The 26,826-nt window shown below is 68.1% G+C and carries 25 protein-coding genes; 3 read left to right on the forward strand and 22 right to left on the reverse strand.

The window, feature by feature from the left end; all coding sequences use genetic code 11:
- Positions 1 to 10 precede the first annotated feature (10 nt).
- Both erpA and Q0653_RS04315 read right to left on the reverse strand, forming a co-directional pair.
- On the reverse strand, positions 11 to 370 hold the full coding sequence (erpA, locus tag Q0653_RS04310) for an iron-sulfur cluster insertion protein ErpA (RefSeq protein ID WP_298942841.1): 360 nt from the start codon (positions 368 to 370) through the stop codon (positions 11 to 13).
- A gap of 102 nt (positions 371 to 472) precedes the next feature.
- On the reverse strand, positions 473 to 1,867 hold the full coding sequence (locus Q0653_RS04315; RefSeq protein ID WP_298942843.1) for a dipeptidase: 1,395 nt from the start codon (positions 1,865 to 1,867) through the stop codon (positions 473 to 475).
- A gap of 48 nt (positions 1,868 to 1,915) precedes the next feature.
- Here Q0653_RS04315 and Q0653_RS04320 point away from each other — a divergent pair, with 48 nt between their 5' ends.
- Complete coding sequence (locus Q0653_RS04320; protein WP_298942844.1) at positions 1,916 to 2,476, forward strand: DUF3043 domain-containing protein; 561 nt, start codon at positions 1,916 to 1,918, stop codon at positions 2,474 to 2,476.
- A 19-nt stretch (positions 2,477 to 2,495) separates the two neighbouring features.
- On the opposite strand, the gene Q0653_RS04325 is transcribed toward Q0653_RS04320, so the two are convergent.
- The 5 genes from Q0653_RS04325 to dnaE are packed head-to-tail and all read right to left on the reverse strand — an operon-like array spanning position 2,496 to position 10,005.
- Positions 2,496 to 3,521, reverse strand: a complete 1,026-nt coding sequence (locus Q0653_RS04325) for a quinone-dependent dihydroorotate dehydrogenase (RefSeq protein WP_298942845.1) — start codon at positions 3,519 to 3,521, stop codon at positions 2,496 to 2,498.
- Positions 3,522 to 3,579: 58 nt separating this feature from the next.
- On the reverse strand, positions 3,580 to 4,041 hold the full coding sequence (nrdR, locus tag Q0653_RS04330) for a transcriptional regulator NrdR (RefSeq protein ID WP_298742524.1): 462 nt from the start codon (positions 4,039 to 4,041) through the stop codon (positions 3,580 to 3,582).
- Between the two features lie 3 nt (positions 4,042 to 4,044).
- Positions 4,045 to 5,343 (reverse strand): histidinol dehydrogenase, encoded by a 1,299-nt coding sequence (gene hisD, locus Q0653_RS04335; RefSeq protein WP_298942846.1) that lies wholly within the window; start codon positions 5,341 to 5,343, stop codon positions 4,045 to 4,047.
- A 19-nt stretch (positions 5,344 to 5,362) separates the two neighbouring features.
- A complete protein-coding gene (locus tag Q0653_RS04340; RefSeq protein ID WP_298942847.1) occupies positions 5,363 to 6,430 on the reverse strand; it encodes a hypothetical protein in 1,068 nt (355 codons plus the stop codon).
- Between the two features lie 56 nt (positions 6,431 to 6,486).
- On the reverse strand, positions 6,487 to 10,005 hold the full coding sequence (gene dnaE, locus Q0653_RS04345; RefSeq protein WP_298742521.1) for a DNA polymerase III subunit alpha: 3,519 nt from the start codon (positions 10,003 to 10,005) through the stop codon (positions 6,487 to 6,489).
- Positions 10,006 to 10,059: 54 nt separating this feature from the next.
- Between dnaE and Q0653_RS04350 the strand changes: the two genes are divergently transcribed.
- The gene (locus Q0653_RS04350) at positions 10,060 to 10,533 is read left to right on the forward strand and encodes an NUDIX domain-containing protein (RefSeq protein WP_298742520.1); all 474 of its coding nucleotides are present in this window, start codon (positions 10,060 to 10,062) and stop codon (positions 10,531 to 10,533) included.
- A gap of 3 nt (positions 10,534 to 10,536) precedes the next feature.
- Here Q0653_RS04350 and Q0653_RS04355 read toward each other — a convergent pair whose 3' ends face one another.
- The 10 genes from Q0653_RS04355 to murC form a co-directional block, all read right to left on the reverse strand.
- Positions 10,537 to 12,237 (reverse strand): long-chain-fatty-acid--CoA ligase, encoded by a 1,701-nt coding sequence (locus Q0653_RS04355; protein WP_298942850.1) that lies wholly within the window; start codon positions 12,235 to 12,237, stop codon positions 10,537 to 10,539.
- A 46-nt stretch (positions 12,238 to 12,283) separates the two neighbouring features.
- Complete coding sequence (locus Q0653_RS04360) at positions 12,284 to 13,204, reverse strand: RluA family pseudouridine synthase (protein ID WP_298942852.1); 921 nt, start codon at positions 13,202 to 13,204, stop codon at positions 12,284 to 12,286.
- Between the two features lies 1 nt (position 13,205).
- Entirely contained in the window at positions 13,206 to 13,808 is a 603-nt protein-coding gene (gene lspA / locus Q0653_RS04365) for a signal peptidase II (RefSeq protein WP_298942854.1), read from the reverse strand.
- A gap of 5 nt (positions 13,809 to 13,813) precedes the next feature.
- A complete protein-coding gene (locus Q0653_RS04370; protein WP_298942856.1) occupies positions 13,814 to 14,446 on the reverse strand; it encodes a DivIVA domain-containing protein in 633 nt (210 codons plus the stop codon).
- Between the two features lie 130 nt (positions 14,447 to 14,576).
- The gene (locus Q0653_RS04375) at positions 14,577 to 14,879 is read right to left on the reverse strand and encodes a YggT family protein (RefSeq protein ID WP_298742515.1); all 303 of its coding nucleotides are present in this window, start codon (positions 14,877 to 14,879) and stop codon (positions 14,577 to 14,579) included.
- Positions 14,879 to 15,334 (reverse strand): cell division protein SepF, encoded by a 456-nt coding sequence (sepF, locus tag Q0653_RS04380; RefSeq protein WP_298742514.1) that lies wholly within the window; start codon positions 15,332 to 15,334, stop codon positions 14,879 to 14,881. The genes Q0653_RS04375 and sepF overlap by 1 nt, the downstream gene beginning before the upstream one ends.
- A 32-nt stretch (positions 15,335 to 15,366) precedes the next feature.
- Positions 15,367 to 16,059, reverse strand: coding sequence for a YggS family pyridoxal phosphate-dependent enzyme (locus Q0653_RS04385; protein WP_298942859.1), 693 nt, complete (start codon positions 16,057 to 16,059; stop codon positions 15,367 to 15,369).
- Positions 16,060 to 16,075: 16 nt separating this feature from the next.
- Positions 16,076 to 17,221 carry a cell division protein FtsZ gene (gene ftsZ / locus Q0653_RS04390; protein ID WP_298742512.1) on the reverse strand — a complete coding sequence of 382 codons (1,146 nt, stop codon included), beginning with the start codon at positions 17,219 to 17,221 and terminating at the stop codon, positions 16,076 to 16,078.
- A 163-nt stretch (positions 17,222 to 17,384) separates the two neighbouring features.
- The gene (locus Q0653_RS04395; RefSeq protein ID WP_298942862.1) at positions 17,385 to 18,383 is read right to left on the reverse strand and encodes an FtsQ-type POTRA domain-containing protein; all 999 of its coding nucleotides are present in this window, start codon (positions 18,381 to 18,383) and stop codon (positions 17,385 to 17,387) included.
- Positions 18,384 to 18,386: 3 nt separating this feature from the next.
- A complete protein-coding gene (gene murC, locus Q0653_RS04400) occupies positions 18,387 to 19,787 on the reverse strand; it encodes a UDP-N-acetylmuramate--L-alanine ligase (protein ID WP_298942865.1) in 1,401 nt (466 codons plus the stop codon).
- 90 nt (positions 19,788 to 19,877) lie between these two features.
- Between murC and Q0653_RS04405 the strand changes: the two genes are divergently transcribed.
- On the forward strand, positions 19,878 to 20,246 hold the full coding sequence (locus Q0653_RS04405; protein ID WP_298942867.1) for a GntR family transcriptional regulator: 369 nt from the start codon (positions 19,878 to 19,880) through the stop codon (positions 20,244 to 20,246).
- A gap of 192 nt (positions 20,247 to 20,438) precedes the next feature.
- Here Q0653_RS04405 and Q0653_RS04410 read toward each other — a convergent pair whose 3' ends face one another.
- Genes Q0653_RS04410 through murF form a run of 5 tightly spaced genes read right to left on the reverse strand, consistent with a single transcriptional unit; the run spans position 20,439 to position 26,807 of the window.
- Positions 20,439 to 21,512 carry a UDP-N-acetylglucosamine--N-acetylmuramyl-(pentapeptide) pyrophosphoryl-undecaprenol N-acetylglucosamine transferase gene (locus tag Q0653_RS04410; protein ID WP_298942869.1) on the reverse strand — a complete coding sequence of 358 codons (1,074 nt, stop codon included), beginning with the start codon at positions 21,510 to 21,512 and terminating at the stop codon, positions 20,439 to 20,441.
- A 10-nt stretch (positions 21,513 to 21,522) separates the two neighbouring features.
- On the reverse strand, positions 21,523 to 22,788 hold the full coding sequence (ftsW, locus tag Q0653_RS04415) for a putative lipid II flippase FtsW (RefSeq protein ID WP_298942871.1): 1,266 nt from the start codon (positions 22,786 to 22,788) through the stop codon (positions 21,523 to 21,525).
- A complete protein-coding gene (gene murD, locus Q0653_RS04420; protein WP_298942873.1) occupies positions 22,739 to 24,286 on the reverse strand; it encodes a UDP-N-acetylmuramoyl-L-alanine--D-glutamate ligase in 1,548 nt (515 codons plus the stop codon). Before murD ends, ftsW begins: the two co-directional genes overlap by 50 nt.
- Positions 24,283 to 25,398, reverse strand: coding sequence for a phospho-N-acetylmuramoyl-pentapeptide-transferase (gene mraY, locus Q0653_RS04425; protein WP_298942875.1), 1,116 nt, complete (start codon positions 25,396 to 25,398; stop codon positions 24,283 to 24,285). The genes murD and mraY overlap by 4 nt, the downstream gene beginning before the upstream one ends.
- Positions 25,395 to 26,807: a UDP-N-acetylmuramoyl-tripeptide--D-alanyl-D-alanine ligase gene (gene murF / locus Q0653_RS04430; RefSeq protein WP_298942877.1), complete on the reverse strand. Its 1,413-nt coding sequence runs from the start codon at positions 26,805 to 26,807 to the stop codon at positions 25,395 to 25,397. Before murF ends, mraY begins: the two co-directional genes overlap by 4 nt.
- Between the last annotated feature and the right edge of the window lie 19 nt (positions 26,808 to 26,826).

The raw sequence follows: 26,826 nt of genomic DNA on the forward strand, positions 1-26,826 counted from the left end.
TTTCGTGGGGTCAGTGGAAGCTGTCGCCGCACGCGCAGCTCCCGGCTGCGTTCGGGTTGTCGATCGTGAACCCCTGTTCCGAGATCGTGTCCTTGAAATCGATCTTGGCGCCGTCGAGGTAGGGCACCGACATGTCGTCGACGATGACCTCGACGCCGTCGAAGTCGACCGCCTGGTCGCCGTCGAGGAACCGCTCGTCGAAGTACAGCTGATAGATGAGACCCGAGCATCCGCCGGGCTGGACGGCGACGCGCAGACGCAGGTCGTCGCGGCCTTCCTGGTCGAGCAGGCTCTTGACCTTGGCCGCGGCAGCGTCGGTGAGGCCGACGCCGTGAGCGGACGCGGCGGGGGGCGTAGCGAGGTCGGTCATGAGTACTCCCGGTTGTCGGGCCGTCCGGTGCTCGCGCGAGCGTGACGGCGGGATGCCTCCGATTCTACGCGGTGGCACGCCCCGGGGACCGGAAAAGGGGATTCAGACGGTGGTGGCGTCGAGGCTTTCCAGCAGCAGGGCCTCGGAGACGAGCGCATGGCGGAAGGTATCCAGGTGCAGCGACTCATTCGGACTGTGTGCCCGAGCGTGCGGGTCTTCGACGCCGGTGACGAGGATCTGCGCGGCGGGGAACTCACGGACGAGGTCTGCGATGAAGGGGATCGACCCGCCCACTCCGATGTCGACGGGATCCACTCCGTAGCCTGCGGCGAGGGCGGTTCGCGCCTGCGCGACTGCCCACCCGCTCGTGTCGACGAGGAACGAGTCGCCGCAATCGACGTCGCGGAAGGTCAGCTCCGCACCGAACGGCGCGTGGGCACGCAGGTGCGCCTCGAGCGCGGCGTAGGCCTCACGCGCGGGCTGTCCGGGAGCCACCCGTGAACTGATGACGACGGAGACCTCGGGGCTCAGGGTGTTCGAGGCGTTCGTGACGCTCGGCGCATCGATGCCGGTCACCGTCACCGTGGGCTTGTTCCAGATGCGGCTCAGGATGCTGCCGCGCCCGATGGGGTCGACGCCGGCGGGCAGGCCGGCTTCGCTGCGAAGAGTCTCCTCCGTGTACACGGGCGTCTCAGCGTCGCGCTCGGCGAGACCCGCGACAGCGACAGCCCCGTCCTCGTCCCACAGGGTCGCGAGCAGGCGGATCGTCGCCATCATGGCGTCCGGCACCGCACCCCCGAACATTCCGGAGTGAGACGCATGGTCGAGCGTCTTCACGGTGAGGGTGAAACGCGCGTTACCGCGAAGCGAGACCGTGAGGGCGGGAGTTGCCGCATCCCAGTTACCGGAATCGGCGACGACGATCACGTCGGCGCGCAGCGCCTCGGCGTTATCGCTCAGGAACTGCGCGAACGAAGCGGAACCGGCCTCCTCCTCCCCCTCGATGAAGAGATTCACGCCGAGATCGAAGTCAGCGCCGAGGGCCTCGGTGAGCGCACGGAGCGCCCCCACGTGCGCCATGACCCCCGCTTTGTCGTCGGCGGCGCCGCGCCCGTAGAGGCGGCCATCTCGGACGGTGGGCTCGAACGGCGCGGATTCCCACAGCGCCTCGTCACCGACGGGCTGCACATCGTGGTGGGCGTACAGCAGGATCGTCGGACGCCCATTGCGGGCAGCACGCGACGCCAGGACCGCCGGCATCCCTTCCACGCCCGTCTCGGGGACGATGGCGGTCTTCACCTGCACGGAATCGAAGATGCCGAGGTCGTCGAGAAGGCCCTTCACGGCCGCGGCGCTGCGTTCGACGTCGGCCCGATCGAAACCCGGGAATGCGACGGACGGAATGCGCACCAGCGCGCCGAGATCGGCAAGAGCAGCGGGAACGGCGGACAGTGCCGCCTCGCGGACGGCGGCGGGGCGGGACAGGTCGGAGCTCATGCGGGTAATCTTAAGGGGCACGATTCCCGCCGAACCGAGGTACCTCCCGTGGCCCACACGCCTGCAGCACCCGAGACCGCTCCCGACGCCCCGACCGGAGCCGGCAAGAACCGCCCGACGCCCTCGCGCGCCGAGCAGGAGGCGGCCCGCAAGCGCCCCCTCGTCGCCGACACGAAAGAGGCCAAGGCGCGCGCGAAGATGGAGCTCGCGTCGGCGCGCGAGAAAGCCCGCATCGGCATGGCCAACGGCGACGAGAAGTACCTGCCGATGCGCGACAAGGGTCCGCAGCGCCGCTTCGCGCGTGACTTCGTGGATGCCGGTTGGCACCTCGGCGAGGCGCTCATGCCGCTCATGCTCGTCGTGATCCTGATGACGTTCCTGCCCCAGGCGTTCGTCTACTACGGCTTCGTGGGCCTGTGGATGTTCATCCTCTTCGTGGTCGCCGACATGATCTTCACCAGCATCCGTGTCAAGCGCGCCGTGAAGGCAAAATTCGGCGACACCAAGATGGAAAAGGGTCTCGGCTGGTACGCGGCGATGCGCACCGTGCAGATGCGCTTCATGCGGCTACCCAAAGCGCAGGTGAAGCGCGGCCAGTACCCCGTCTGATCGGAACCGATCCGACGGATCAGCCGCGGGCGAGCGCCCGGCTGATCTGCCGCGCCCAGAGGGGTCCGCGGTAGATGAAGCCCGAGTATCCCTGAACGAGGGTCGCACCCAGGGCGAGGCGCTCCCGGACGTCGGCGGCCGTTTCCACGCCCCCGGCCGAGATCACGCAGAACTGCGGCTGCGGCGCCACCGAGCGGACGATGCGCAACACCTCGAGCGCGCGCTGCGTCAGCGGCGCGCCGGAGAGCCCACCGGCGCCGGCCGCCTCAACCTTCGCAGAATCGGTGCGAAGTCCCTCGCGAGAAATCGTCGTGTTCGTCGCGACGAGTCCGGCAAGTCCGAGGTCCACGGCCAGTCGGGTGACAGCCTCGACCTCGTCGTCGGGGAGATCCGGCGCGATCTTGACGAGCAGTGGTGTCGTCCCGGCGGCATCCTTCACGGCCGACAACAGCGGACGCAGCGTCTCGACTGCTTGGAGACCGCGGAGGCCCGGGGTGTTCGGGGAGGAGACGTTGACGACGAGATAGTCCGCTACCGGAGCGATGAGTCGCGTGCTGGCCACGTAGTCGGCAGTCGCCGAATCGACATCGACCACACGGCTCTTGCCGATGTTCGCGCCCAGCACGAGGCGCTTCGTACGGCGACGCGCCTTCGCGAGCCGCGCGGATGCCGCCTCCGCACCGGCGTTGTTGAAGCCCATGCGGTTCACGAGTGCGCGATCCGGGACCAGGCGGAACAGGCGCGGCTTCGGGTTGCCGTCCTGCGGGATCGCGGTGACCGTTCCCACCTCCACGTGGCCGAACCCGAGCGCGTAGAGGCCCGACGTCGCGAGGGCGTTCTTGTCGAAACCCGCGGCGACCCCGAACGGTGAATCGAACACCAGGCCGAGCGCCTCGGTGCGCAGGTGCGGGGCGGGGCGCGTCAGAGCGTGGACGATCGGTCGCAGCGGCCAGATTCCCAGCACACGGATGACGGGCATCACGAGGTGGTGCGCGACCTCCGGATCCATCCGGGTGAACACGTGGCGGAAGACGAAGTCATACATCAGGTGTCAGCCTATTTCTCAAGCGGCCGCGGCTTACTGCGAGCCCGGCCGGAACAATTCACTCGGACGCGGCGGCGTGGTCGGCGCGCAGCTGCGCGATCGAACTCTCGAAGTCCTCCAGCGAGTCGAACGCCTGGTAGACGCTCGCGAATCGAAGGTACGCAACCTCGTCGAGGGTGCGGAGCGGCTCGAGGATCGCGAGACCGAGATCGTTCGTGTCGATCTGGGACGATCCGGTCTGGCGCACGGCTTCTTCGACCGCCTGGGCGAGAACAGCGAGATCGGCCTCGGTCACCGGCCTCCCCTGGCACGCCTTGCGTACGCCGGAGATCACCTTCTGCCGACTGAACGGCTCGATCACGCCGGACCGCTTGATCACGTTCAGGCTGGCCGTCTCCATGGTGGAGAAGCGACCGCCGCACTCGGGGCATTGCCGACGCCGACGAATGCTGAGTCCGTCGTCGCTCGTGCGCGAATCGATCACGCGCGAGTCTGCGTGGCGGCAAAAGGGACAGTGCACAGCTCACCCCTCGAATCGGGCGATGACAGCCTCGCCGTGCGCGGGCAAGGCCTCGGCGGTCGCGAGCGCCACGATCGCTTCGCGCACGTCCTGGAGGCCCCCGCGGTCGTACGCGATCACCTGTTGCGGACGGAGGAAGGTGGATGCCGACAAGCCGGCCGCGTAGCGAGCCTGGCCGCCGGTCGGGAGCACGTGGTTGCTGCCGGCGAGGTAGTCGCCGAGACTCACGGGCGAGTGCGGCCCCACGAAGACGGCGCCCGCGTTGACGAAGTCGTCGACGCGGGGATCGGCGAGGTGCAGTTCGAGGTGCTCGGGAGCGTAGGCATTGCTGAACGCGGTGGCAACCGCAATGTCATCGACCAGGACGATCGCCGATTGCACGCCTGCGAGGGCTTCTCCGACGCGAGTCGCGTGCAGCGTCCGCGCGGCGCGGGCGGCGACGCGGTCGGCGACGGATGCCGCAAGCTCAGGCGAGTCCGTGACGAGCACGGCCGCGGCCTGCTCGTCGTGCTCGGCCTGGCTCACGAGGTCGGCCGCGACCCAGTCCGCGTCAGCGGAGGCATCCGCGACGATCAGGATCTCCGTGGCTCCGGCCTCCGAATCGGTGCCGACCATGCCGGCGACCACGCGCTTGGCGAGGGCGACGAAGTTGTTGCCGGGTCCGGAGATGACATCGACACGGTGGAGGTCGAGCGAGGCCACCCCGTGGGCGTAGGCGCCGATGGCACCTGCGCCGCCCATCGCGTACACCTCGGTGACGTCGAGCAGGCGCGCCGCAGCGAGGATCACCGGGTGCACGCGGCCGCCGAATTCGCGCTGCGGCGGAGAGGCGAGCGCGACCTCGGTGACGCCGGCGACCTGGGCCGGGACGACATTCATGACGACACTCGACGGGTAGACCGCCTTGCCGCCGGGAACGTAGACGCCGACGCGACGCACGGGCCGCCAGCGCTGCTCGACGTGCGCGCCGGCCCCGATCTCGGTGACGACGGCGGGCGGAACCTGCGCCGCCGAAGCGACACGGACGCGGCGAATGGCTTCTTCCAGGGCCTTCCGCACCTCCGGCTCGAGCGCAACGAGCGCCTCGTCGAGGTGCGCTTGCGGTACCCGGAGCTCGTGTCCCTCGACGCCGTCGAAACGTGCCGCCTGGTCACGGAGCGCGGTCTCTCCTCCGACGGCGACGTCGCTGACGATGCGGGCGGCCGTCACCAGCGCTTCGTCGCGAGCGGCCGACGCACGCGGCACCGCCGCCAAGAGCTCGTCGGTACTCAGCGCGCGACCGCGCAGATCAATCGTGCGCATCGATCAGACCGTCCCGCACTCAGCCACGGGTGACGCCGGAGATGTCGCGCAGCGATCCGATGCGGCCATCTTCGTGGCGGACCACGAAGCTGTCGCCACGGTCCTCGATCACGAGAGCCCAGGCGGTCGGGCCCACGGTGAACAGCGTCTCGCCGGCATCGTCGACCACATCGCGCTCGACGGGGGCGAGCGCCCAGAACGCCTGCGTCGCGGGAGCGGTGACGGGTGTGTGCTCTTCCTCGGCGAGGACATCAAGGACCTGCGTCTCTCCCGCCTCGAAGAGGGGCGACGCGGCGTCGACCTGATCGTCCCCGGGCGTCGCTGTGGCGACGGGCGCCGCAGTCGCCGGCGCCGCCTGAGTTGCCGGGCGCGCGGTGGCAGGGCGGGGGATGACGGGCCGGGCGGGGCTCGCGAAACGGTGGGCCGGGATCTCCGCGCGGTGCCGGAAGTCATCGCCGATCGTCGGGAACAGCGGCGCGAGGACGGTGAGGAAGACACCGGCGAGCATCAGGATGAACTCGATCCACACAACCCACGTGGCGTAGAAGACCCGCGAACCGGCGAGGGTGACGAAGGAGTTCCAGAGCATGCCCAGCCACACCACGGTCGACACCGAGAACGCGACGGACGCGAACTGGTCGATCCCGAGCGAACCGACGCGACGGATGCCCTGCGGCGACAGGCGACGCAGGCCGATCAGGAAGACGGCCACCGTGGGCACACCGATCGTCAGGACCCAGTCGATACCGTTCCAGGTCGAGACGCCATTACCGATCTGACCGTAGATCGGGAAGAACGAGAAGATGAACGCGAGCAGCCACACGCCACCGAGCGCGACCTCACGGATCGAGAACGGGCCCACACCGTACTGGGGTGGTGCGGTCTCGTCGACGGCGTCGGGTCCGTCGGTGACCGCTGCGAAGGCCGCGCCGATCGACTCGAACGACACGTCAGGGTCGTGGTCGGCCGTCTCATCGCGGTCGGGTGCGGATGTGCCGACCTCGGGGTTGTTCGGGTCGTGCGTCGCGCTCTCGGGGGCGAAGACGTCGGCCTGGGCCTCTTCGGGGGTGGTCTTCTCGTCACTCACGGTGATGGGTCCTTCCGGGACGGTTCGGGTGTGATCCTACCCGGCCAGGTGATGAGTCACCCGAGACATTGGGGCCCGAGAAGCCCCTTCAGCTCACCGTAGAGGTCGACCGTCACCCGCACGCGCGTGGGGATCTCGAACACTTTCGCCACTGCGGCCTTGTGCAGTTTGACCGTGATCTCGGTGTCGCCGGGGTGGCGTGTGAAGACCTCGGCGAGCTGACCGATCGTCGTCTCGGTCGCGCGGTGTTCGGGCATGAGGAGCACGAGGGGGCCGGCGGCATCCACCGTGCCGAGATCCGGGGTGAACGCCATCTGACCGTGCAGGTTCAGCCCGTCATCGCGCCGCGACACACGTCCGCGGACGACCAGGATCGCGTCGGCGACCAGCATCGACTGGAACTCGGTATAGGTCTTCCCCATGAACATCACGGTGACCTCACCATCGAAGTCCTCGACCGTGATCATGCCGTACGGATTGCCGCTCTGCTTGGCCACCCGGTGCTGCACACTCGTCACGAGGCCCGCGATCGTGACCTGGTCTCCGTCCTCGACATCGTCGGAGGCGAGGAGATCGTGGATCGACGTGGATGCGTGCTTGGCGAGCGGAATCTCGAGACCGGCCAGCGGGTGGTCGGAGACGTAGAGCCCGAGCATCTCGCGCTCGAACGCGAGCTTGTCCTTCTTCGTCCATTCGGGACGCTCGGGAACCTTGGCAGGCATGATCTCTTCGGCTTCGTCGTACAGGCTGTCGAAGTCGAACCCGATCGCACCGGTGGCGGCCTTGCGCTTCGTCTCGACGGCGGCTTCGGTCGCATCCTCGTGGATCTCCATGAGGGCGCGTCGCGTTGAGCCGAGCGAGTCGAAGGCACCGGCTTTGATGAGCGACTCGATCGTGCGCTTGTTGGCCACGTGGGCGGGCACTTTGGTGAGAAAGTCGTGGAAGCTCACGAAGCTGTCGTCCTGACGGGCGGCGACGATCCCGTCGACGACATTCGCGCCGACGTTGCGGACGGCACCCAACCCAAACCGGATGTCCTCGCCGACGGCGGCGAAGTAGCGGATCGACTCGCCGACGTCCGGCGGCAGCACGCGGATACCCATCCGGCGGCACTCGTTGAGGTAGACGGCGAGCTTGTCCTTGGCGTCACCGACGCTCGTCAGCAGGGCCGCCATGTACTCGGCCGGGTAGTGGGCCTTCAGGTAGGCCGTCCAATAGGACACCAGCCCGTACGCGGCCGAGTGCGCCTTGTTGAACGCGTAGTCCGAGAAGGGAAGCAGAATCTCCCAGAGCTTCTGCACTGCGGCATCCGAGTAGCCGTTGGCGTGCATGCCCGCTTCGAACCCGGCGAACTGCTTGTCGAGTTCTTCCTTCTTCTTCTTCCCCATCGCGCGGCGCAGGATGTCGGCTTGACCGAGGCTGAACCCGGCCACCTTCTGCGCGATCGCCATGACCTGCTCTTGATAGATGATCAGGCCGTAGCTGGTGCTGAGGATCTCGGCGAGCGACTCTTCGAACTCGGCATGGATCGGAGTGATCTCCTGCAGCCCGTTCTTGCGGAGCGCGTAGTTGGTGTGCGAGTTCGCCCCCATCGGACCCGGCCGATAGAGCGCGATGACCGCGGAGATATCTTCGAAGTTGTCGGGCTTGAGCAGCCGCAGAAGCGACCGCATCGGACCACCGTCGAGCTGGAAGACCCCAAGAGTGTCACCCCGGGCGAGCAGCTCATAGGCCGCGGTGTCATCAAGGCCGAGGTCTTCGAGAACCACCTTCTCGCCGCGGTTGGCGGCGATGTTGTCGAGCGCGTCGTCGATGATCGTGAGGTTGCGCAGCCCCAGGAAGTCCATCTTGATGAGACCGAGCGATTCGCACGAGGGGTAGTCGAACTGCGTGACGATCTGGCCGTCCTGCTCCCGCTTCATGATCGGGATGATGTCGATCAGCGGCTCCGACGACATGATGACACCGGCGGCGTGCACGCCCCACTGGCGTTTCAGATTTTCCAGACCCACGGCCGTGTCGAAGACCGTCTTGGCTTCGGGATCCGACTCGATGAGGGCGCGAAACTCGCCCGCCTCTTTGAACCGCGCGTGGGCCGGGTCGAACATGCCCTCCAGCGGCATGTCCTTGCCCATCACGGCGGGCGGCATGGCCTTGGTGAGCTTCTCCCCCATGCTGAAGGGGAACCCGAGCACACGACCGGCATCCTTCAGCGCCTGTTTGGCCTTGATGGTGCCGTAGGTGACGATCTGGGCGACACGCTCGTCGCCGTACTTCTCGGTCACGTACTGAATGACCTCGCCGCGGCGGCGATCGTCGAAGTCGACGTCGAAGTCGGGCATCGAGACACGGTCGGGGTTGAGGAAGCGCTCGAAGATCAGACCGTGCCGGAGCGGGTCGAGATCGGTGATGCGCATCGCGTACGCCGCCATCGAACCGGCACCGGAGCCACGCCCGGGACCGACCCGGATGCCGTGGTCCTTGGCCCAGTTGATGAAGTCGGCGACGACGAGGAAGTACCCCGGGAAGCCCATCTGCAGGATGACGCCGGTCTCGTACTCGGCCTGTGCGCGGACTTCCGTGGGAATGCCGTTCGGATATCGGTACTCGAGCCCGGTTTCGACCTCTTTGACGAACCAGCTCTCCTCGGTCTCGCCGGCGGGCACCGGAAAGCGGGGCATGTAGTTGGCCGACTCGTTGAACTGGACGTTGCACCGCTCGGCGATCAGCAGCGTGTTGTCGCAGGCCTCGGGATTGTCACGGAAGACCTGGCGCATCTCGGCTGCACTCTTGACGTAGTAGCCGTCGCCGTCGAACTTGAAGCGGTTGGGATCGTCGAGCGTCGAGCCGGACTGCACGCACAACAACGCTGCGTGCGAGGTGGCGTCGTGCTGATGCGTGTAGTGCAGGTCGTTTGTCCCGACGAGCGGGATGGACAGGTCTTTCGCGATCTTCAGCAGATCGCCGGTGACACGGCGTTCGATTTCGAGGCCGTGATCCATGATCTCGGCGAAGTAGTTGTCCTTGCCGAAGATGTCCTGGAACTCGGCGGCTGCCGCGCGCGCCGCGTCGTACTGCCCGAGCCGCAGCCGGGTCTGGATCTCGCCCGACGGGCATCCGGTCGTCGCGATCAGACCTGTGCTGTAGGTCTGCAGCAGTTCGCGGTCCATGCGGGGCTTGAAGTAATACCCCTCGAGCGAGGATTTCGAGCTCAGCCGGAAGAGATTGTGCATCCCCTCCGTCGTCTCGCTCAGCAGGGTCATGTGGGTGTACGCGCCCGAGCCGGAGACATCGTCGCGGTTCTGCTCGGGGGTACCCCAGCGGACCCGGGACTTGTCGGAGCGGTGCGTTCCGGGTGTGACGTAGGCCTCGATGCCGATGATCGGTTTGATGCCGGCGGCCTGGGCTTTGCGGTAGAACTCGAACGCCGCGAACGTGTTGCCGTGGTCGGTCACGGCAATCGCCGGCATGTCCAACCGCGCGGCTTCCTGGACCATCGCACCGATGCGGGCCGCCCCGTCGAGCATCGAGTACTCGCTGTGCACGTGCAGGTGAACGAAGGAGTCGGATGCCACCCGACGAGTCTACGTCGGAGGGTCAGGCACCCGCTCCGGTCGTAGGCTGAGCGCATGGCCACTCCCGAGTTCATCCTGGCGCTCCGCGAGAAGATCGGACACGCGCCCCTCAGCCTCGTCGGCGTGACCGCCGTCGTCTTCCGGGACGAGAAAGTCCTCCTGGGAAAGCGCGCCGACAACGGCGCCTGGCAGTGCGTGTCGGGCATCGTCGACCCGGGCGAAGAGCCCGCCGATGCGGCGATCCGCGAGTGCCTCGAGGAGGCCGGCGTCGTCGTCACGGCCACGCGTCTTGCGGTCGTGCAGCAGATTCCCCGCATCACGTATGCGAACGGGGATCAGGCGGACTATCTCGATCTGGTGTTCCGCTGCGACTGGGTCTCCGGCACGCCCCACCCCGCCGACGGCGAGCTCACCGAGGTGGGCTGGTACGGACTGGGCGAGCTCGTGGACGTCGAGCCGTTCCACGTCCGCAAGATCGCTCTCGCGCTCGCGGAGGACGACCCGGCGGTCTTTTCGGGCGGACGCTGAGGGTCAGCCCTGGCGCCGACGGACGAGTTCCTCGCGCACCTCGCGGCGGAGGACCTTCCCGACGAGCGATCGCGGGAGCGTGTCCAACGCGACGATCGCGCGCGGCACCTTGTACGCGGCCAGGTGTGCGCGAGCGAGGTCGCGAATCGCCTCGGCGTCGAACGGGGCGCCCTCGCGCACGACGACAGCGGCCGTCACCACTTCGCCGCCGTCGGCGCGTGGGATGCCGACGACCGCAGCATCGGCGATGTCCGGGTTCAGCAGGAGCGCGTTTTCGACTTCGCTCGGGCTGATGTTGAATCCCCCCGTGATGATGAGTTCCTTGATGCGGTCGACGACCGTCACGAAGCCATGGGCGTCGGCCGTGACGATGTCGCCGGTGCGCAGCCAGCCACCGGCCAGCAGCGTGCGCGCCGTCTCATCGGGTTGCTTCCAGTAGCCCTGGAACACCTGCGGGCCGCGCACGAGGAGCTCACCCGGTTCACCGACGGCGCGGTCGATCGTGGGGTCCTCAGGGTCCACCACTCGGATGTCGGTGCTCGGGAACGGCACGCCGACCGTGCCCGTGCGACGCAGGGGGCCCATCGGGTTACCGATGCTGATGGGTGAGGACTCGGTCATCCCGTAGCCCTCCACGAGGATTCCGCCGGTTGCCTTCTCCCAGCGTTGCACGGTCGCCGCCGGCAGCGCCATCGCACCCGAAATCGCGTTGCGCAGCGACGAGAGATCGAGGCCGGCGCGCGACGTCGCCCGTGCGAGCGCGTCGTAGATCGGGGGCACAGCGGGGAGGAACGTGGGGGGCGTGCGACGGATCGCATCCATCGTCATGCCGACCTCGAACGTCGGGAACAGGACGATCCGTGCGCCGACCGAAATCGAGGTGGTCAGGCACAGCGTCAGGCCGTAGGCGTGGAAGAGCGGGAGCACCGCGTAGAACACCTCGCCGCCGGGAATCAGACCCGGCACCCACGCGACCGATTGTGCCGCATTGGACCGCAGGTTGCGGTGGGTGAGGACGGCGGCCTTCGGTCGCCCGGTCGTGCCGCTGGTGAACTGCAACACGGCGATGTCGTCGAGTGCGGGGCGGGGCACTTTGCGCGATACCCGGCGTGCGCGGGCGACATCCCTCCACGGGATAACGCCCTTCGCGGTCGGCCGCTGTGTGAGGGCAGCTCGCGCTTCGCGGGCCTTCTTCACCGGCAGTCGCAGCATCGCGCGCATGCGCCGCGGCATCGCATCCGGGAGTGTCACGGCGACGATGTGGGCCGGACGGATGTCGGAGGGGAACTCGGCGATCGTGTCGGCGACGGCATCCCACACGATCGCGACGGTGGCGTGGTGGACTTCGAACAAGTGGCGCAGCTCCGGCGCCGTGTAGCGCGGATTGTGCTCCACCACGATCGCGCCGAGGCGCTGCGCCGCGTAGAAGGCGACGACGTGCTGGGGGCAATTCGGCAGGATGAGCGCGACACGGTCACCGGCGCGCACACCGCGTCGGCGGAGGCCTTCGGCGGCCCGCGCCACCTGTTCGCCCAGATCGGCATAGGTCGTCTCCGCGCCGAAAAACTCGAGCGCCGCGCGCGTGGGGTAGCGTGCGACGGCGTCGTCGAGCATGTCGACGAGGGTCTGGGTGACCGGCTCGATTTCGGCCGGCACTCCCTCTGCATAGGAGGACAACCAGGGGCGCGAGGCGAGCGGATTCACACGCTCAGCCTAGGCACTCCGGTGTACCCGCACAGGCATGTGGGGCTCAGTCGCCGCGGAGGACCTCGAGTGCGTGTGAGAGATCGGCGGGATAGCTCGAGGAGAACGTGACCCACTCGGTCGTCGCCGGATGAGCGAAGGACAATTCGCGGGCGTGCAGCCACTGACGGGTGAGGCCGAGCTGTGCCGAGATGGTCGGATCGCTTCCGTACAACGGGTCGCCGACGCAGGGGTGCCGATGCGCTGCCATGTGCACGCGGATCTGGTGCGTGCGTCCCGTTTCGAGATGCACCTCCACGAGAGCGGCGCGCGGGAACGCCTCCAGCGTCTCGTAGTGGGTGATCGAGTCTTTTCCGGACGGCGTGACGGCGAACTTCCACGAGTGTGAAGGATGCCGACCGATCGGCGCATCGATCGTGCCCGCGAGTGGATCGGGGTGACCCTGCACGACCGCATGGTAGATCTTGTCGACCTCGCGCTCTTTGAACGCGCGCTTGAGTGCCGTATAGGCCCGCTCCGTCTTGGCGACGACCATCAGGCCGCTCGTGCCGACGTCGAGTCGGTGCACGACACCCTGACGCTCCGCGGCGCCGGTGGTGGCGATCCGGAAGCCGGCAGCAGCCAATGCGCCCAGAACCGTCGGCCCCTCCCAGCCCACAGAGGGGTGGGCTGCGACCCCGGACGGCTTGTCGACGACGACGATGTCGTCATCGTCGTGCACGATGCCGAGATCATCGACAGCGATCGGAATGATCTCGGGGCCGCGCTTGTCTTCCCATTCGACCTCGAGCCAACTGCCGCCGCGCAACCGGTCGGACTTCCCCACGGGCCGGCCGTCCATCCGGACGCCGCCGCCCTCGATCACCTCGGCGGCGAAAGTTCGTGAGAAGCCGAGCATCTTCGCCAGCGCTGCGTCGACGCGCGCACCGTCCAAGCCGTCGGGAACCGGCAGAGTCCGAGACTCCACGTCAGTCATCCGTCCGCGTGCGGGGCGCCTCGGGCACGGTGGGCGCCACCTCGTGGGTGTCCGCGGCATCCTCCGCGGCCGTGGTCTCGCGTGGCTCACGCGTGCCGTCGAGGCGCAGACCGAGGAGGATCAGGAGAGCGACGAGGATCATCATCGTGACGATGAACATGTCGGCGACGTTGTAGATGGCCGGCATCATCCACGGCGTGTAGATGAAGTCGATCACGTGCCCGACGCCGAAGCCCGGCTCCCGCACGAGACGGTCGGTGAGGTTGCCGAGGATGCCGCCCAGAAGGAGGCCGAGGACCACCGCCCATCGGCGTGATCGGACCCGCGCCACGGCCAGGAACACGACGAGTCCGGCAGCGATAGCCAGGATGATCGTGAAGATCCAGGTGACTTCCTCGCCGAGCGAAAAGGCGGCTCCGGGGTTACGGGTGAGGTACAGCTGCAGGAAGTCACCGAGGACCGGGACCGTCTCCTGGTAGGGCAGGTTCTCGAGCGCGAGGTACTTCGTGAACCGGTCGGCGGCCAGCACCAGGACGGCGAGAAACGCCGTGAGGGTGCCGGCCGCCGCCGCGCGCAGAGGTGTTCTGTCGGTCAAAGCCTTCAGCGACCGGCAGCCGAGGTGGCGCCCGTGACGTCGAGGTCGCGGAGCTTCTCCTCGATGAACCCGCGGAGCTGGTTGCGGTAGTCGCTCTCGAACTGACGCAGTTCGCTGATGCGGGTCTCGAGCGTGGTGCGCTCGGCATCGAGGCGAGCACGCTCCTCGCGTCCCTTGGCTTCCGCCTCGGCGACGATGGCCTTCGCGTGCGCCTCGGCCTCGGCGATCAGCTTGTCGCGCTGGGCGATGCCCTCCGCGACGTGCTCGTCGTGGAGTCGCTGGGCGAGCTCGATGATGCCGGCCGACGCGGCGGCGCCGCCTCCGGCCGCAGCGGCGATCGGAGCGGGCTCTGCGGCGGCGACCGGCGCGGGAACCTCTTCGACGACCTCAGGCTCGGGCTCTGCCTCGACGACCTCTTCCGCCACGACGACCTCGTCGGCAGGAGCGGCGGCAACGGGAGTCTCACCCGACTCATACGCGGCGAGCTTCGTCTTCAGCTCTTCGTTCTCGGCGATCGTCTTGCGCCACTCGACCACGATCTCGTCGAGGAAGTCGTCGACCTCGTCGGGGTCGAAACCCTCCTTGAAGCGGACGTGCTGGAACTGCTTGGTGACGACGTCTTCGGGGGTCAAAGCCATGGTGTTTCCTCTTTCGGGGGCTCACGACGCGGGCCGAGTCGGGGCGGCGTCTCCTACAGCGTGCCGTACAGACTCAGCGCCGTACGGTCTTCAGCATAGCCCGCCACCTCACCTGGATGCGAGAAGACGGTCAGAGGCGGGCGATGACGCGGACGATCGTCAGCAAGACGAAACACGCGAGCATTGTGACCGGAAAGCCCAGGTCGAGGGCAATCGGACCGATCCGCACCGGCGGGAGGAGGCGGCGGAAGAACCGCAACGGCGGATCGGTGACCGTGAAGACGGCCTCGGCGAGCACGAGCCCGATTCCCCGTGGGCGCCACTCGCGGTTGAACATCGGAATGTACTCGAGGATCAGCCTCGCGAGCAGCAGCAGGATGTACAGCAGGAGAAGGACGTCGGCGACCGTAGCCACCCACCGAACGATCTCCACTACGCGGTGAAGGCGGCGGTCTCGGGATCGGCCTGCGCGAGCGTGCCATCACCGGAGACGGCGACGTTCTCGGGCGACAGCAGGAACACCTTGCTTGTCACACGTTCGATGCGGCCGTACAACCCGAGCGAGAGTCCGCTGGCGAAGTCGATCAAGCGTCGGGCGTCAGCATCGCTCATCTGGGAAAGATTGATGATCACCGGGATGCCGTCGCGGAAGTTCTCCGCGATGATCTGCGCGTCGCGGTACTGCTTGGGATGCACCGTGAGGATCTCGCTGACCGTGCCGGACGTCGGCTGACGCACGACGGTGGGGCGGTGCAGGGGCGTGACCGGGGCAGCCTTCTCCACCGGACGCTCCCGGCGCGCGGGGGCGTCGGACGTCGCCTCTTCGTAGGCTTCTTCCTCGTCGGCGAGGCCCAGGTACACCATGGTCTTCTTGAGCGGGTTCGACATCAGCATCCTCCGTTTGCTCGTCTGTTCTGAGGCTAATCGCGCACGGGCCGTGGACCCGTGATTGCCGAGCCGATCCGCAGGTGTGTCGCGCCTGCGGCGATCGCCTCGGCGAAATCTCCCGACATCCCGGCCGACATCCACGTCGCGTCCGGCACAACGCGGCGGACGGCGGCACCCGCATCCGCCAGCTGAGCGAAGGCGGCGGCCGGTTCGACGCCGAGCGGCGCGACGGCCATGACTCCCCGCACCCGTAGCGAACCGCAGGTGCCGGCGACATGCTCCGCCAATGCGACAACCTCCGCCGGTGCCACTCCCCCACGACCGGAATCGTCGGTGAGATTCACCTGGAGGAAGACATCCAGCGGTGCACCGTCCGGATCGACGGCGTGGAGGGCATCCGCGAGCCGGGCGCGGTCGACGGAGTGCACACAGTCGGATGCGGCACGGATTGCCCGGGCCTTCTTGGTCTGAATCTGCCCGACGAAATGCCACCGCAGTCCGTCGAGCGCGGCAAGCTCGGCGCGCTTCGTGGCGAGTTCCTGCTGACGGCTCTCGCCGACGTCGCGGACCCCCAGCCCGTGCAGCTGTGTGACCAGGGCAGCGGGGTGGAACTTCGTCACGACGATGCGAGTGAGCTCCGACGGGTCGCGGCCCGCCGATCTCGCGGCATCGGAGATGCGTGCATCGAGATCGGCGAGCCGCGTGTGCAGATCCACCGTCGTCACTGAGCCTGTCGGCCTCTCACTTCAGGAAGTCGGGGATGTCCAGATCGTCATCACCGAAGACCGAGTCGTACGACTCGGTGGTCGCCGTCACCGAGACCGGCTGCCGCTCCTCGGCGACCACGACCTCGCGTGCCGCCTCGTCGGCCGGTACCTGCGGCGGCACGGGCGGCGCCACCGGACGCTGGGCCGTGATCGGCTCGATGCGCGTCTGCGGCTCACCCCCGTCGAATCCCGCGGCGATGACCGTGACGCGCACCTCGTCGCCGAGCGTGTCGTCGATGACGGTACCGAAGATGATGTTCGCCTCCGGGTGCGCCGCCTCTTTGACGAGCTGCGCCGCATCGTTGATCTCGAAGATGCCGAGGTTGGAGCCACCCTGGATCGACAGCAGCACGCCGTGCGCGCCCTCGATCGATGCTTCCAGGAGGGGTGACTCGACCGCGAGCTCGGCGGCCTTGATCGCGCGGTCCGCACCGCGCGCCGACCCGATGCCCATGAGGGCAGATCCGGCGCCCTGCATGACGGACTTGACGTCGGCGAAGTCGAGGTTGATGAGACCCGGCGTCGTGATGAGGTCCGTGATGCCCTGGACACCGGCGAGAAGCACCTGGTCGGCCGTGGCGAACGCCTCGATCATCGAGATGCCGCGGTCGCTGATCTCGAGCAGTCGGTCGTTCGGCACGACGATGAGGGTGTCGACTTCTTCCTTGAGCTTCGCGACGCCGGCTTCGGCCTGGCTCTGACGACGGCGACCCTCGAAGGAGAAGGGCTTCGTGACGACACCGATCGTGAGAGCACCGATCGACTTCGCGATCCGCGCGACGACGGGAGCACCGCCGGTGCCTGTTCCGCCACCTTCACCTGCGGTGACGAACACCATGTCTGCGCCCGCAAGCGCTTCTTCGATCTCCTCCGCGTGGTCCTCTGCCGCGCGGCGACCCACCTCGGGGTCGGCGCCGGCACCGAGGCCGCGCGTGAGCTCACGACCGACATCGAGCTTGACGTCGGCGTCGCTCATCAGGAGCGCCTGGGCGTCGGTGTTCACCGCGATGAACTCCACACCCCGCAGCCCCAGGTCGATCATCCGATTGACGGCGTTCACGCCACCGCCACCTACACCCACGACCTTGATCACCGCGAGGTAGTTCTGGTTCTGGCTCATGCCGGCTCCTTCGTGTCCCGAACCACTGTCTGTAAACCTTGAACCTCTAGTTGAGGTTTAAAGAATTGCCGAGTATGCAATTCCTTGACTTGAAGGTATGCGGGGGGATGCGTGCGCGGGCCCAGGCAGTGGGCGTGTCGCGCAGAAAGATGCGTGAGATCGGTCAGCGCACCACGACGGCGTTCGGCGACGACACGTCATAGCTGGAGACACCCTCGGGCGGGCGGGCGGCCATGATCGACTCGAGCGCGACGGCCTTGTACTCCGAGTCGTCGGCGTTGCCCCAGACGACCGAGGTCCCGGGCCCGCCGAGATCGAGCGTCACGTCATTCGCGGTCGTCGCCGTCATACCGGTCACCTGCGTGCGGATGCTGTCGGGGAGCGCGCGGAACACGGTACCGACGGCCTCGAACGCGGGCGATCCCACTCCCCCGGTGACGTCGATCACGGGGTGGCCCGCGGGGGGTTCCGCCGTCGTGGAAAGCGCGACCCCGGCCGCGTCGACCAGCGTGTAACCGGCGGCTGATTGCACCGATCCGATCGGCGTGCGCTCGACGATGCGCACGACGAGGTCGTGCGGCGGGCGCGCCTCGAGCGTGTAGGTCTCCACGAGCGGAAACTGGATGAGCGCGGCCTTCACCGCCGACGAATCCACGAGGGGCAACGGCACACCGATCTGGTCGGCCAGCGCCGCCTCGACGGCACCGGCATCCAAACTCGACGTGCCGACGACCTGCACGCGCTCGACGGCGAACAACGGGCTGTAGGCGGCGCCGAGCGTGCCGAGGACGAGGAGCACGAGAGCGGCCGCGACGCCGATCCACAGCATCCGCCGCCGCCGTTGACGGGCCGTGAAGCGGCGGACCTCGGCGCGCAGCGCACGGCGGCGCGCCCGCGCGGCGGCCCAGACATCACGGACACCGACCTCGGGGTCGATGTCCGGTGCGGACTCCGCCGCGGGAGCGAAGGGAATCGGGCGAACCGCGTCATCCGGCACGTCGTGCCACAGCGGCTCGATGGGCGCCGTCTCGTCCGGGTCGCCGGGACCTCCCTCGGGCACTGCGACCGGCGGTCCGATCCGCGTGAACGCGATCTCCTCGTCGGGGGACCACGCCGGACGAGCAGGAGGCGTCGACGCCGGCAGCGGCGTGGGCCGTTGCATGGGCTAGTCCTGCGCTCCGGAAAGGGCCTGCAACACCTGCGGAATGATCAAGTAGACGTTGCCGCAGCCGAGGGTGATGATGTAGTCACCGTCGTGCGCAACCGATGCCGTGTACGCGGCGGCATCCGCCCAATCGGCGACGAAGTGGACTTTCTCGGGATCGTCGAATGCGCCGCTCACCAGCGCCCCCGTGACGCCCGGCACCGGGTCTTCGCGCGCGCCGTAGACATCGAGCACCACGGTGTGGTCGGCGCGAGACTCGAGGACCTCCGCGAACTCGCGGTACATCTCCTGCGTGCGGGAATAGGTGTGCGGCTGGTGCAGGGCGATGAGGCGTCCCTCCCCGACGACGCTGCGGGCGGCATCCAGCGCGGCGGCGACCTCGGTCGGGTGATGCGCGTAGTCGTCGTACACGCTGACGCCGCGGGCGACACCGTGGAGTTCGAAGCGACGAATCGTGCCCCCGAACGCCTCGACCGCGCGGAGCGCCGGCTCGAGCGCGAACCCGAGCGTGAGAAGCACCGCAACGGCGCCGCCCGCGTTGATCGCGTTGTGGGCGCCGGGCAGGGCCAGCGCGCCGTCGACCGTGACGCCGGCGTGAGTGAGCGTGAAGCGCACCGGACCGTCTGTCACGATGTCTCCGACCCGGACGTCGGCTCCGGCATCCGTGCCGAACGTCATGATGGTCGGATGCGTGAGCGCCGCCGCGACGCGCTGAGCACCCTCGTCGTCGGAGGAGATCACGACGGCCTCACGCGCCTCGTTGCCGAAGCGCACGAAACCGTCGTAGAAGGCGTCGCGCGACTCCCAGTGGTCGAGGTGATCGGGGTCGACGTTGGTGATGAGGGCGACCGACGTGTCGTACAGCAGGAACGTTCCGTCGGATTCGTCCGCTTCGATCACGAACAGGTCGTCCGCGCCGGTGCCGCTGGACACACCGAGGTCCGAGATGACGCCACCGCTGACGAACGTCGGATCGGCATCGAGTGCGCGCAGCGCCGTGACGAGCATGCCGGTCGAGGTGGTTTTGCCGTGAGCGCCGGCCACCGAGACCAGTCGCCGACCACCGATCAGCCAGTGCAACGCCTGCGAGCGATGGATGACGTGGAGTCCCCGCTCTTTCGCGAGGAGGAACTCCGGGTTCTGCGGCCAGATCGCTCCGGTGTGGATGACGGTGTCGACATCGTCCGGCAGGTTCGCGGCGTCGTGACCGACGTGCACGGTCGCGCCGCGTGCCGCGAGGGCGCGGAGGGCTGCGCTGTCGGCACGGTCTGATCCGGACACGCGGATGCCGCGGTCCAGGAACATCCCGGCGAGTCCCGACATGCCGGATCCTCCGATGCCGATGAAGTGCGCGGCCGCGATGTCGGCGGGGATCGGGAGGGTGAGGTCGGGTCGAATCATGGCTCGACAAGTCTAGATCGCCGCACCTCCGCCCCGGCCGAGGGCGCGCCCGAGGTGGACAGCACGATCCGGGCGCGGTACGAACGACCTATGGATCTCTCTGCCCTCGTCGCCCTGGATCCGGCATCCGCTGCCCCGCCGTTCGAGCAGGTACGCAGTCAGGTGATGGATGCTGTGTCCTGCGGTGTCCTCGTCGCCGGCTCGCGGATGCCGACCGTGCGGCGCCTCGCCGATGACCTCGGGATCGCGCCGGGCACCGTGGCGCGCGCGTACCGCGAGCTGGAAGCGGCCGGCTTCATCGAAACGCGGGGCCGCAACGGCAGTTTCGTCTCGCCGCAGGGCGACGCCACCCTGCAGCAGGCCCAGCGTGCCGCGACGGCCTTCGCCGAGCAGATCCGCCTGCTCCACGTGGATGCCGATCAGGCGCTCGCGCTCGTCGCCACCGCGCTGCGCACCTGACCACCCGCGAGGGTTTTGGGGCCGCTTCTGGCCGCTTCGCGAGCCCGCCAGCGACCACACGCGACCCCGAACACAAAGCCCGCGGTGAAGCTGACGGGCCCACGCGAGGGTTTTGGGGCCGCTTCTGGTCGCTTCGCGAGCCCAGCGGCGACCACACGCGACCCCGAACCGCCGGGGCCCGAGGAGGTGAGCTCAGCGCGGGAGGGCGGCGTCGATCATCGCGACGACGTTCTCGGTGCCCGCGCGCGTGCCGACGGATGCCGCGGCGGCGCGCATGGCCGCCAGAGCGCCGGCATCCTTCAGAAGCGGCACGATCTCCGAGGTCACCCGGGCCGGAACGAATTCCGCATCGGGGATGATTCTCGCCGCCCCCGCCCGCACGGCCGAGGCCGCGTTCAGCGCCTGCTCGCCATTGCCGACGGCGTAGGGCACGTACACGGCCGGGATCCCGAGCGCGCTCACCTCGGCGACGGTCGCCGACCCCGACCGCGAGACGATCAGGTCGGCCAACGCGAAGGCGAGGTCCATCCGGTCGAGATACGGCACGATCCGGTAATCGGGATGCCCCGGATCTATCGCTTCGTTGCGTTCCCCCGTCGCATGCACCACTTGCCACCCGGCGTCGACGATGTCGCGCCAGGACTCGACCAGCGTGTCGTTGAGCCGACGCGCACCGAGCGACCCGCCGAAGACCAAGAGCACGGGGCGCGCGGGATCCAGCCCGAACGCTGCGGCGGCCTCGGCCCGGCGGGCCTCACGGTCGAGCTCGACGATCTCGCGCCGCAACGGCATGCCGACCACTCGCCCTCCGCGGATCGGAGTGCCCTCGAACACGACGCCGACGCCGGATGCGGCGCGCGCACCGAGGACGTTGGCAAGACCCGGCTTCGCGTTCGCCTCGTGCACGACGTAGGGCACGCGCTCCCGGCGCGCGGCCACATAGGCAGGCGCAGATGCGTAGCCACCGAAGCCGACGACCACCTCGACACCGTGCGCGCGGATGTGGGCACGCACCTGCGCGATCGCGCGCGAGAACCGCACCGGGAAACGTGCCGCGGCCCCGTTCGGGCGACGGGGAAAGGGCACCTTGTCGACGACGAGAAGCTCGTAGCCTCGCTCCGGAACAAGCCGCGATTCGAGCCCCTCGCGCGTTCCCAGGACGAGGACGGATGCCTGGGCTTCTCGCGCGCGAAGCGCATCGGCCACAGCCAGCAGAGGATTGACATGACCGGCTGTTCCGCCGCCGGCCAACAGGTAAGTCGTCACCGGATCGAGACTACCGCGCGCGGACGGGCCGTCCCTGTGGGGCGGGCACGGTGCGCTCGGTGGGTGCCGGCAAGCTCCGAGCGAAGGACAGGAGCACACCGCAGGCGAGAAGCACCGACAGCAGCGCCGTGCCCCCCTGCGACATGAATGGCAGCGGGACACCGAGCACCGGGAAGATGCGCAGGACGACACCGATGTTGACGACGGCCTGGCCGACGACCCAGACGGTGATGCCACCGGCGACGATGCGCACGAACGGGTCGTGGGTCTTGCGGATCACGTGGAAGGCGCCGACCGCGAACAGGGTGAAGAGCGCGAGGACGACCAAGCATCCGATCAGCCCCAGTTCTTCACCCAGGATCGCGAAGATGTAGTCGTTGGACTGCGCGGGCAGCCAGCCGTACTTCTCGCGCGAATTGCCGAGGCCGAGGCCGAAGATGCCACCGTTGGCGAGTCCCCACACGCCGTGCACGGCCTGGTAGCAGTCGCCGACGGCGGCGTAGTAGCAATCCAGCGTGTCGACGTTGAAGTTGCTGAGGATACGGGCCATCCGGTTGGGGCTCGTCACCGCGAAGACGGCGACGACGGCGAGCACCACCAGCAACGGCAACACGAAGATGCGCAGCTTCACGCCCGAGAAGAAGAGGCATCCGAGCAGGATCGCCATGAGGATCATCGCGGTGCCGAGGTCGTGGCCACCGAGGACGGTCCCGATCACGAGTCCGCCGACGGGCACGACCGGGATGAAGACGTGGCGCCACAGACCCAGCAGGGTCTGCTTGCGGTACAGGACGTACCCGAGCCACAACGCGAGCGAGAGCTTGAGGAACTCCGACGGTTGCATCTGCATGCCGGCGATGTTGATCCAGTTGCGGTTTCCGGCGTCGTTGACTCCGAGGCCCGGGACGAACACCAGCAGTTGGAACATCGTCGTGACGATGAGCGCCGGCCAGGCGATCCTCTTCCAGAACGAGATCGGGAAGCGGCTCGCCACGAACATCAACGGAATACCGATGACCGCGAACACGCCCTGCTTCAGCACGACTTCGAACGGACTCTCGCCGTCGGCCACCGATCGCGCCATCGTCGCGGACAACACCATCACCAACCCGAAGCCGGTGAGAAGCAGCGCGGTCGAGGCGATCAGCAGGAATTCGCTGGGCACGGGGGTGAACACCCGGCCGAGCGAGACGCGAGCCGCGTAGCCCTGCGAATCGGACCCGAGCTCAGGAGTCGGATTCGCCGGACGGGTCCGGTGCGATGTCGTGGTGGCCACCGATCCCCCTCCCGATCCGCTGGCGGACCGCGTCGGCGAAGCGCCGCCCCCGGTCCGAATAGGACTCGAACTGATCGAAGGATGCCGCAGCCGGAGCGAGGAGGACCACATCTCCGTCACGCGCGACACCCGCCGCCAGGTCGACGACCTCTGTCATGACGTCTTCAGTCTGTGCGTGGTCGACCTCGAAGACGGGGACCGCGGGCGCGTGTCGTGCGAACGCTTCGGCGATCTCGCTCCGCGAGGTACCGATGACGATCGCGGCCTTCACCCGCGAACCGCGACCGGCGACGAGCCCCGCGATGTCGACACCCTTCAGAAGCCCACCGACAACCCACACGGCTCCGGGATAGGCAGCCAGCGACGAGTCCGCCGCGTGCGGATTGGTGGCCTTCGAATCGTCGACCCACGTGATGCCGGCAGCGACGGCGACGACCTCGATCCGGTGCGGGTCGAGCCGGAAGTCCCGCAGCGCATCGCGGACGGCTTCCGGCGTGACGCCGAGCGCCCGCGCGAGGGCCGCCGCGGCGAGCGTGTTGGCGACGATGTGCGGGGCCGCAAGCCCGCGCTCGGCGAGGTCGGCGATCGTGGTCAGCTCGAGCGCACTCGTGCGGCGCTCCTCCAAAAACGCGCGGTCCACGAGGATGCCGTCGACCACACCGAGGTCGCTCGGACCCGGAACGCCGAGATCGAAGCCGATGGCGCGGCATCCATCGATGACCTCCGCATTTTCGACCATCTCGCGCGTGGCGACGTCGGACTTGTTGTAAAGGCAGGCGACGCGGGTGTGCTGATAGACGAATGCTTTGGCATCGCGATACGCAGCGGCCGAACCATGCCATTCGAGGTGGTCGTCGGCGAGGTTGAGGCAGACGCTCGCGGCCGGCGACAGAGGGTCAGGTCCGTTCTGGAGAGAGAGGTACCAGAGCTGGTGACTGGAGAGCTCGACCACCAGGACGTCGAAGCCGGCGGGATCGCGGACCGCATCGAGCACGGGGATGCCGATGTTGCCGCACGGCGCCGCTCTCAGCCCGCCGGTGGCGAGCATGGTGGCCGTCAGCCGCGTCGTGGTCGTCTTGCCGTTGGTTCCCGTGATGAGCACCCAGTCGGCGGGGCGCCCGTCGGGCCGGGTGACCTTGTCGCGCACCCGCCACGCGAGCTCGATATCGCCCCACAGGGCGATTCCGCTCGCGAGGACCCAGGAGATTACCGGGTGGTGCGGCGGGAATCCGGGAGACGCGATGACGACCTCGGGCGCGACGTCCGTCAGCGCGTCGGGAACGCTGTCCAGCGGCCCGGTCCACAGGCGCGCTCCGATCACCGGCAACAGGCGCGCGTATTCTTCGTCCGCCCGCTCGGTGAAGACGTGCACCTCCGCGCCGAGCTCGGCGAGCGTGTCCGCGACGGCGAAGCCGGTGACCGACAACCCGAGGACGGCGACGCGGAGCCCGCCCCAGTCGGCGTGCCAGCTCGTCAGCGAATCGAGGCGCGCGGTCATAGTGCCGCGAGCCAAGCGACGTAGAAAAGGCCCACGCCGGCCACCGCGAGCATGCCGGCGATGATCCACATGCGGACGACGATCGTGATCTCCGGCCACCCGCGCATCTCGAGATGGTGGTGGAACGGACTCATGAGGAAGAGGCGTTTGCCGCCCGTCGCCTTGAAGTAGTAGCGCTGCAGGATGACCGATCCGGGACCGATGATGAAGACACCGGCGATCACGATGGCAAGGATCTCGGTGCGCGACAGGACCGACATCGCCACGATGACCCCGCCGATCGCCATCGAGCCGACGTCACCCATGAAGATCTTCGCCTTGGGTGCGTTCCACCACATGAATCCGACGAGCGCACCGACGAAGGATGCCGCGATGATCGTGAGATCCATCGGGTCGCGCGTCGGGTAGCACGCCGCCACGTAGGAATCGACGAGGTCGCTGCTGTGGCAGCGCTGTTGGAACTGCCAGAAGGTCACGAGGCTGTACGCCGAGATCGTGAAGATGCCGGCGCCGGTGGCCAGGCCGTCCAGGCCGTCGGTGAGGTTGGTCGCATTCGACCATGCCACCGAGAGGAAAGAGACCCAGACCAGGTACAGGATCCAACCGACGATCGCCCCGAGTGCCATGAACGACAGCATCGGAATGTCGCGGAAGAAAGAAATGAACGGCGACCCGGGAGTCTGGTTGTACGTGTTGGGGAAGTTCAGCGCCACGATGCCGAACGGAACGGCCACCGCGATCTGGCCGACGACTTTCCGCCATCCCGAGAGTCCCAGGCTGCGTTGCTGGCGCACCTTCATGTAGTCGTCGATGAATCCGACGGCGCCGAGTCCCACCATCATCCAGATGACCAGCAGGCCCGACATCGTCGGCGGCGCGCCGCCCGTGAAGGTGCCCACGACGTACCCGATGATCGCCCCGAGGATGAAGATGACGCCGCCCATCGTGGGGGTGCCGCGTTTGGCGTGGTGGTTCGGGTTGTTGCTCTTCGCATCATCCGGGGTGCGGATGACCTGCCCCCAGCCCAGCTTCTCGAACAGGCGGATGAACAGCGGCGTCAGAAACAGCGTGAACGCGAGCGAGATCGTGGCGGCAGCAAGGAGGGATCTCACGAGAACGATTCTCCCAGACGATCACCCAGATGCCGGAGTCCGGCGGAGTTGGAAGATTTCACGAGCACCCGGTCTCCGTCACGGAGCTCCCCCATCAGGTAGTCGTAGGCTTCGTCGGCGGTCGCGAAGAACACCGCTTCGCCGTCCCACGATCCCTCGCTGATGGCCGAGATGAACAGGCGCCGCGCCTCGGGCCCGACCACCACGATCCGCTCGATCCGCAGGCGCACCGCCAGCAGGCCCACGCGATCGTGCTCCTCGCCGGCCTGCTCACCGAGTTCGCTCATCGCGCCGAGAACGGCGACCTTGCGCTGGCCGGGCAGGACGATCTGCGCGAGGGTGCGCAGCGCCGCGGCCATCGAGTCGGGACTCGCGTTGTAGGCGTCGTTGATGATGCGGACGCGATCGGAGCCGAGCGGCTGCATCCGCCACCGTTCGGCGATCTCCACCGTCTCCAGCCGCGCGATCGCTTCGGCGAGGGGAATTCCGATCTCGCGCGCCGCGGTGAGCGCCGCGAGGGCGTTCATGACGTGGTGCTCGCCGAGGACGCGGAGGCGCAGCGGCATCCGCTCCTTCCCGACCACGATCGTGCAGGTCGTGCCGGATGCCGTGACCTCGACGTCGTCGGCGCGCACCTCGGCGGCCGTTCCCCGCCCGAACCAGCGCACCGAGACCCCGCGCGCCTCCGCGACCGCGGCCATGGTGGCCACCCGCGCGTCATCGGCGTTCAGCACAGCGACGCCACCGGGACGCACCGCCTCGACGAGCTCCGTCTTCGCTTTCAGCGTCGCTTCGACGCCACCGAATCCGCCCGCGTGGGCGAGGCCGACCATCAGCACGATTCCGATGTCCGGTGTGACAAGACCCGCCAGTCGCGCGATCTGGCCGGGACCGGCCGCACCGAACTCGCTCACGAGATACCGCGTCTGCGTCGTGACACGCAGCATCGTCAGCGGTGCGCCGACCTCATTGTTGAACGACGCGCGCGGAGCGACGGTCTCGCCGTCGTCCTGCAGAATCCGCGCGAGAAGGTTCTTGGTCGTGGTCTTGCCATTGGAGCCGGTAATGCCGACGACCGTCAGGGTGCCGAGGGCGCGCACACGGGCGACCACCTCGCGGGCCAGATCGGCGAGAGCAGCCACGACGTCGGGAACGACGATCTGGGAGATCGCAGCATCCACGCGATGCTCGACGATCGCGAGCGCGGCACCCGCGTCGGCCACCGCCGCGACGAAAAGGTGACCGTCGGTGGCCTCGCCGGGCTTCGCGACGAAGATGTCACCCGAGCCGATCAGTCGCGAATCGGTGTCGACCGTCCCGTCGACGATCGTCGTGGGGCTGTCGGCGCCGAACAGCTCCAGGGTTCCCGAAACGGCTGCGGCCACCTCGGCCAGGGTCATGCGAATCATGGTGTCTGGTTCCTCACGC

The organism is uncultured Microbacterium sp., assembly GCF_947488465.1.
In the GTDB taxonomy this organism is placed as follows: domain Bacteria; phylum Actinomycetota; class Actinomycetes; order Actinomycetales; family Microbacteriaceae; genus Microbacterium.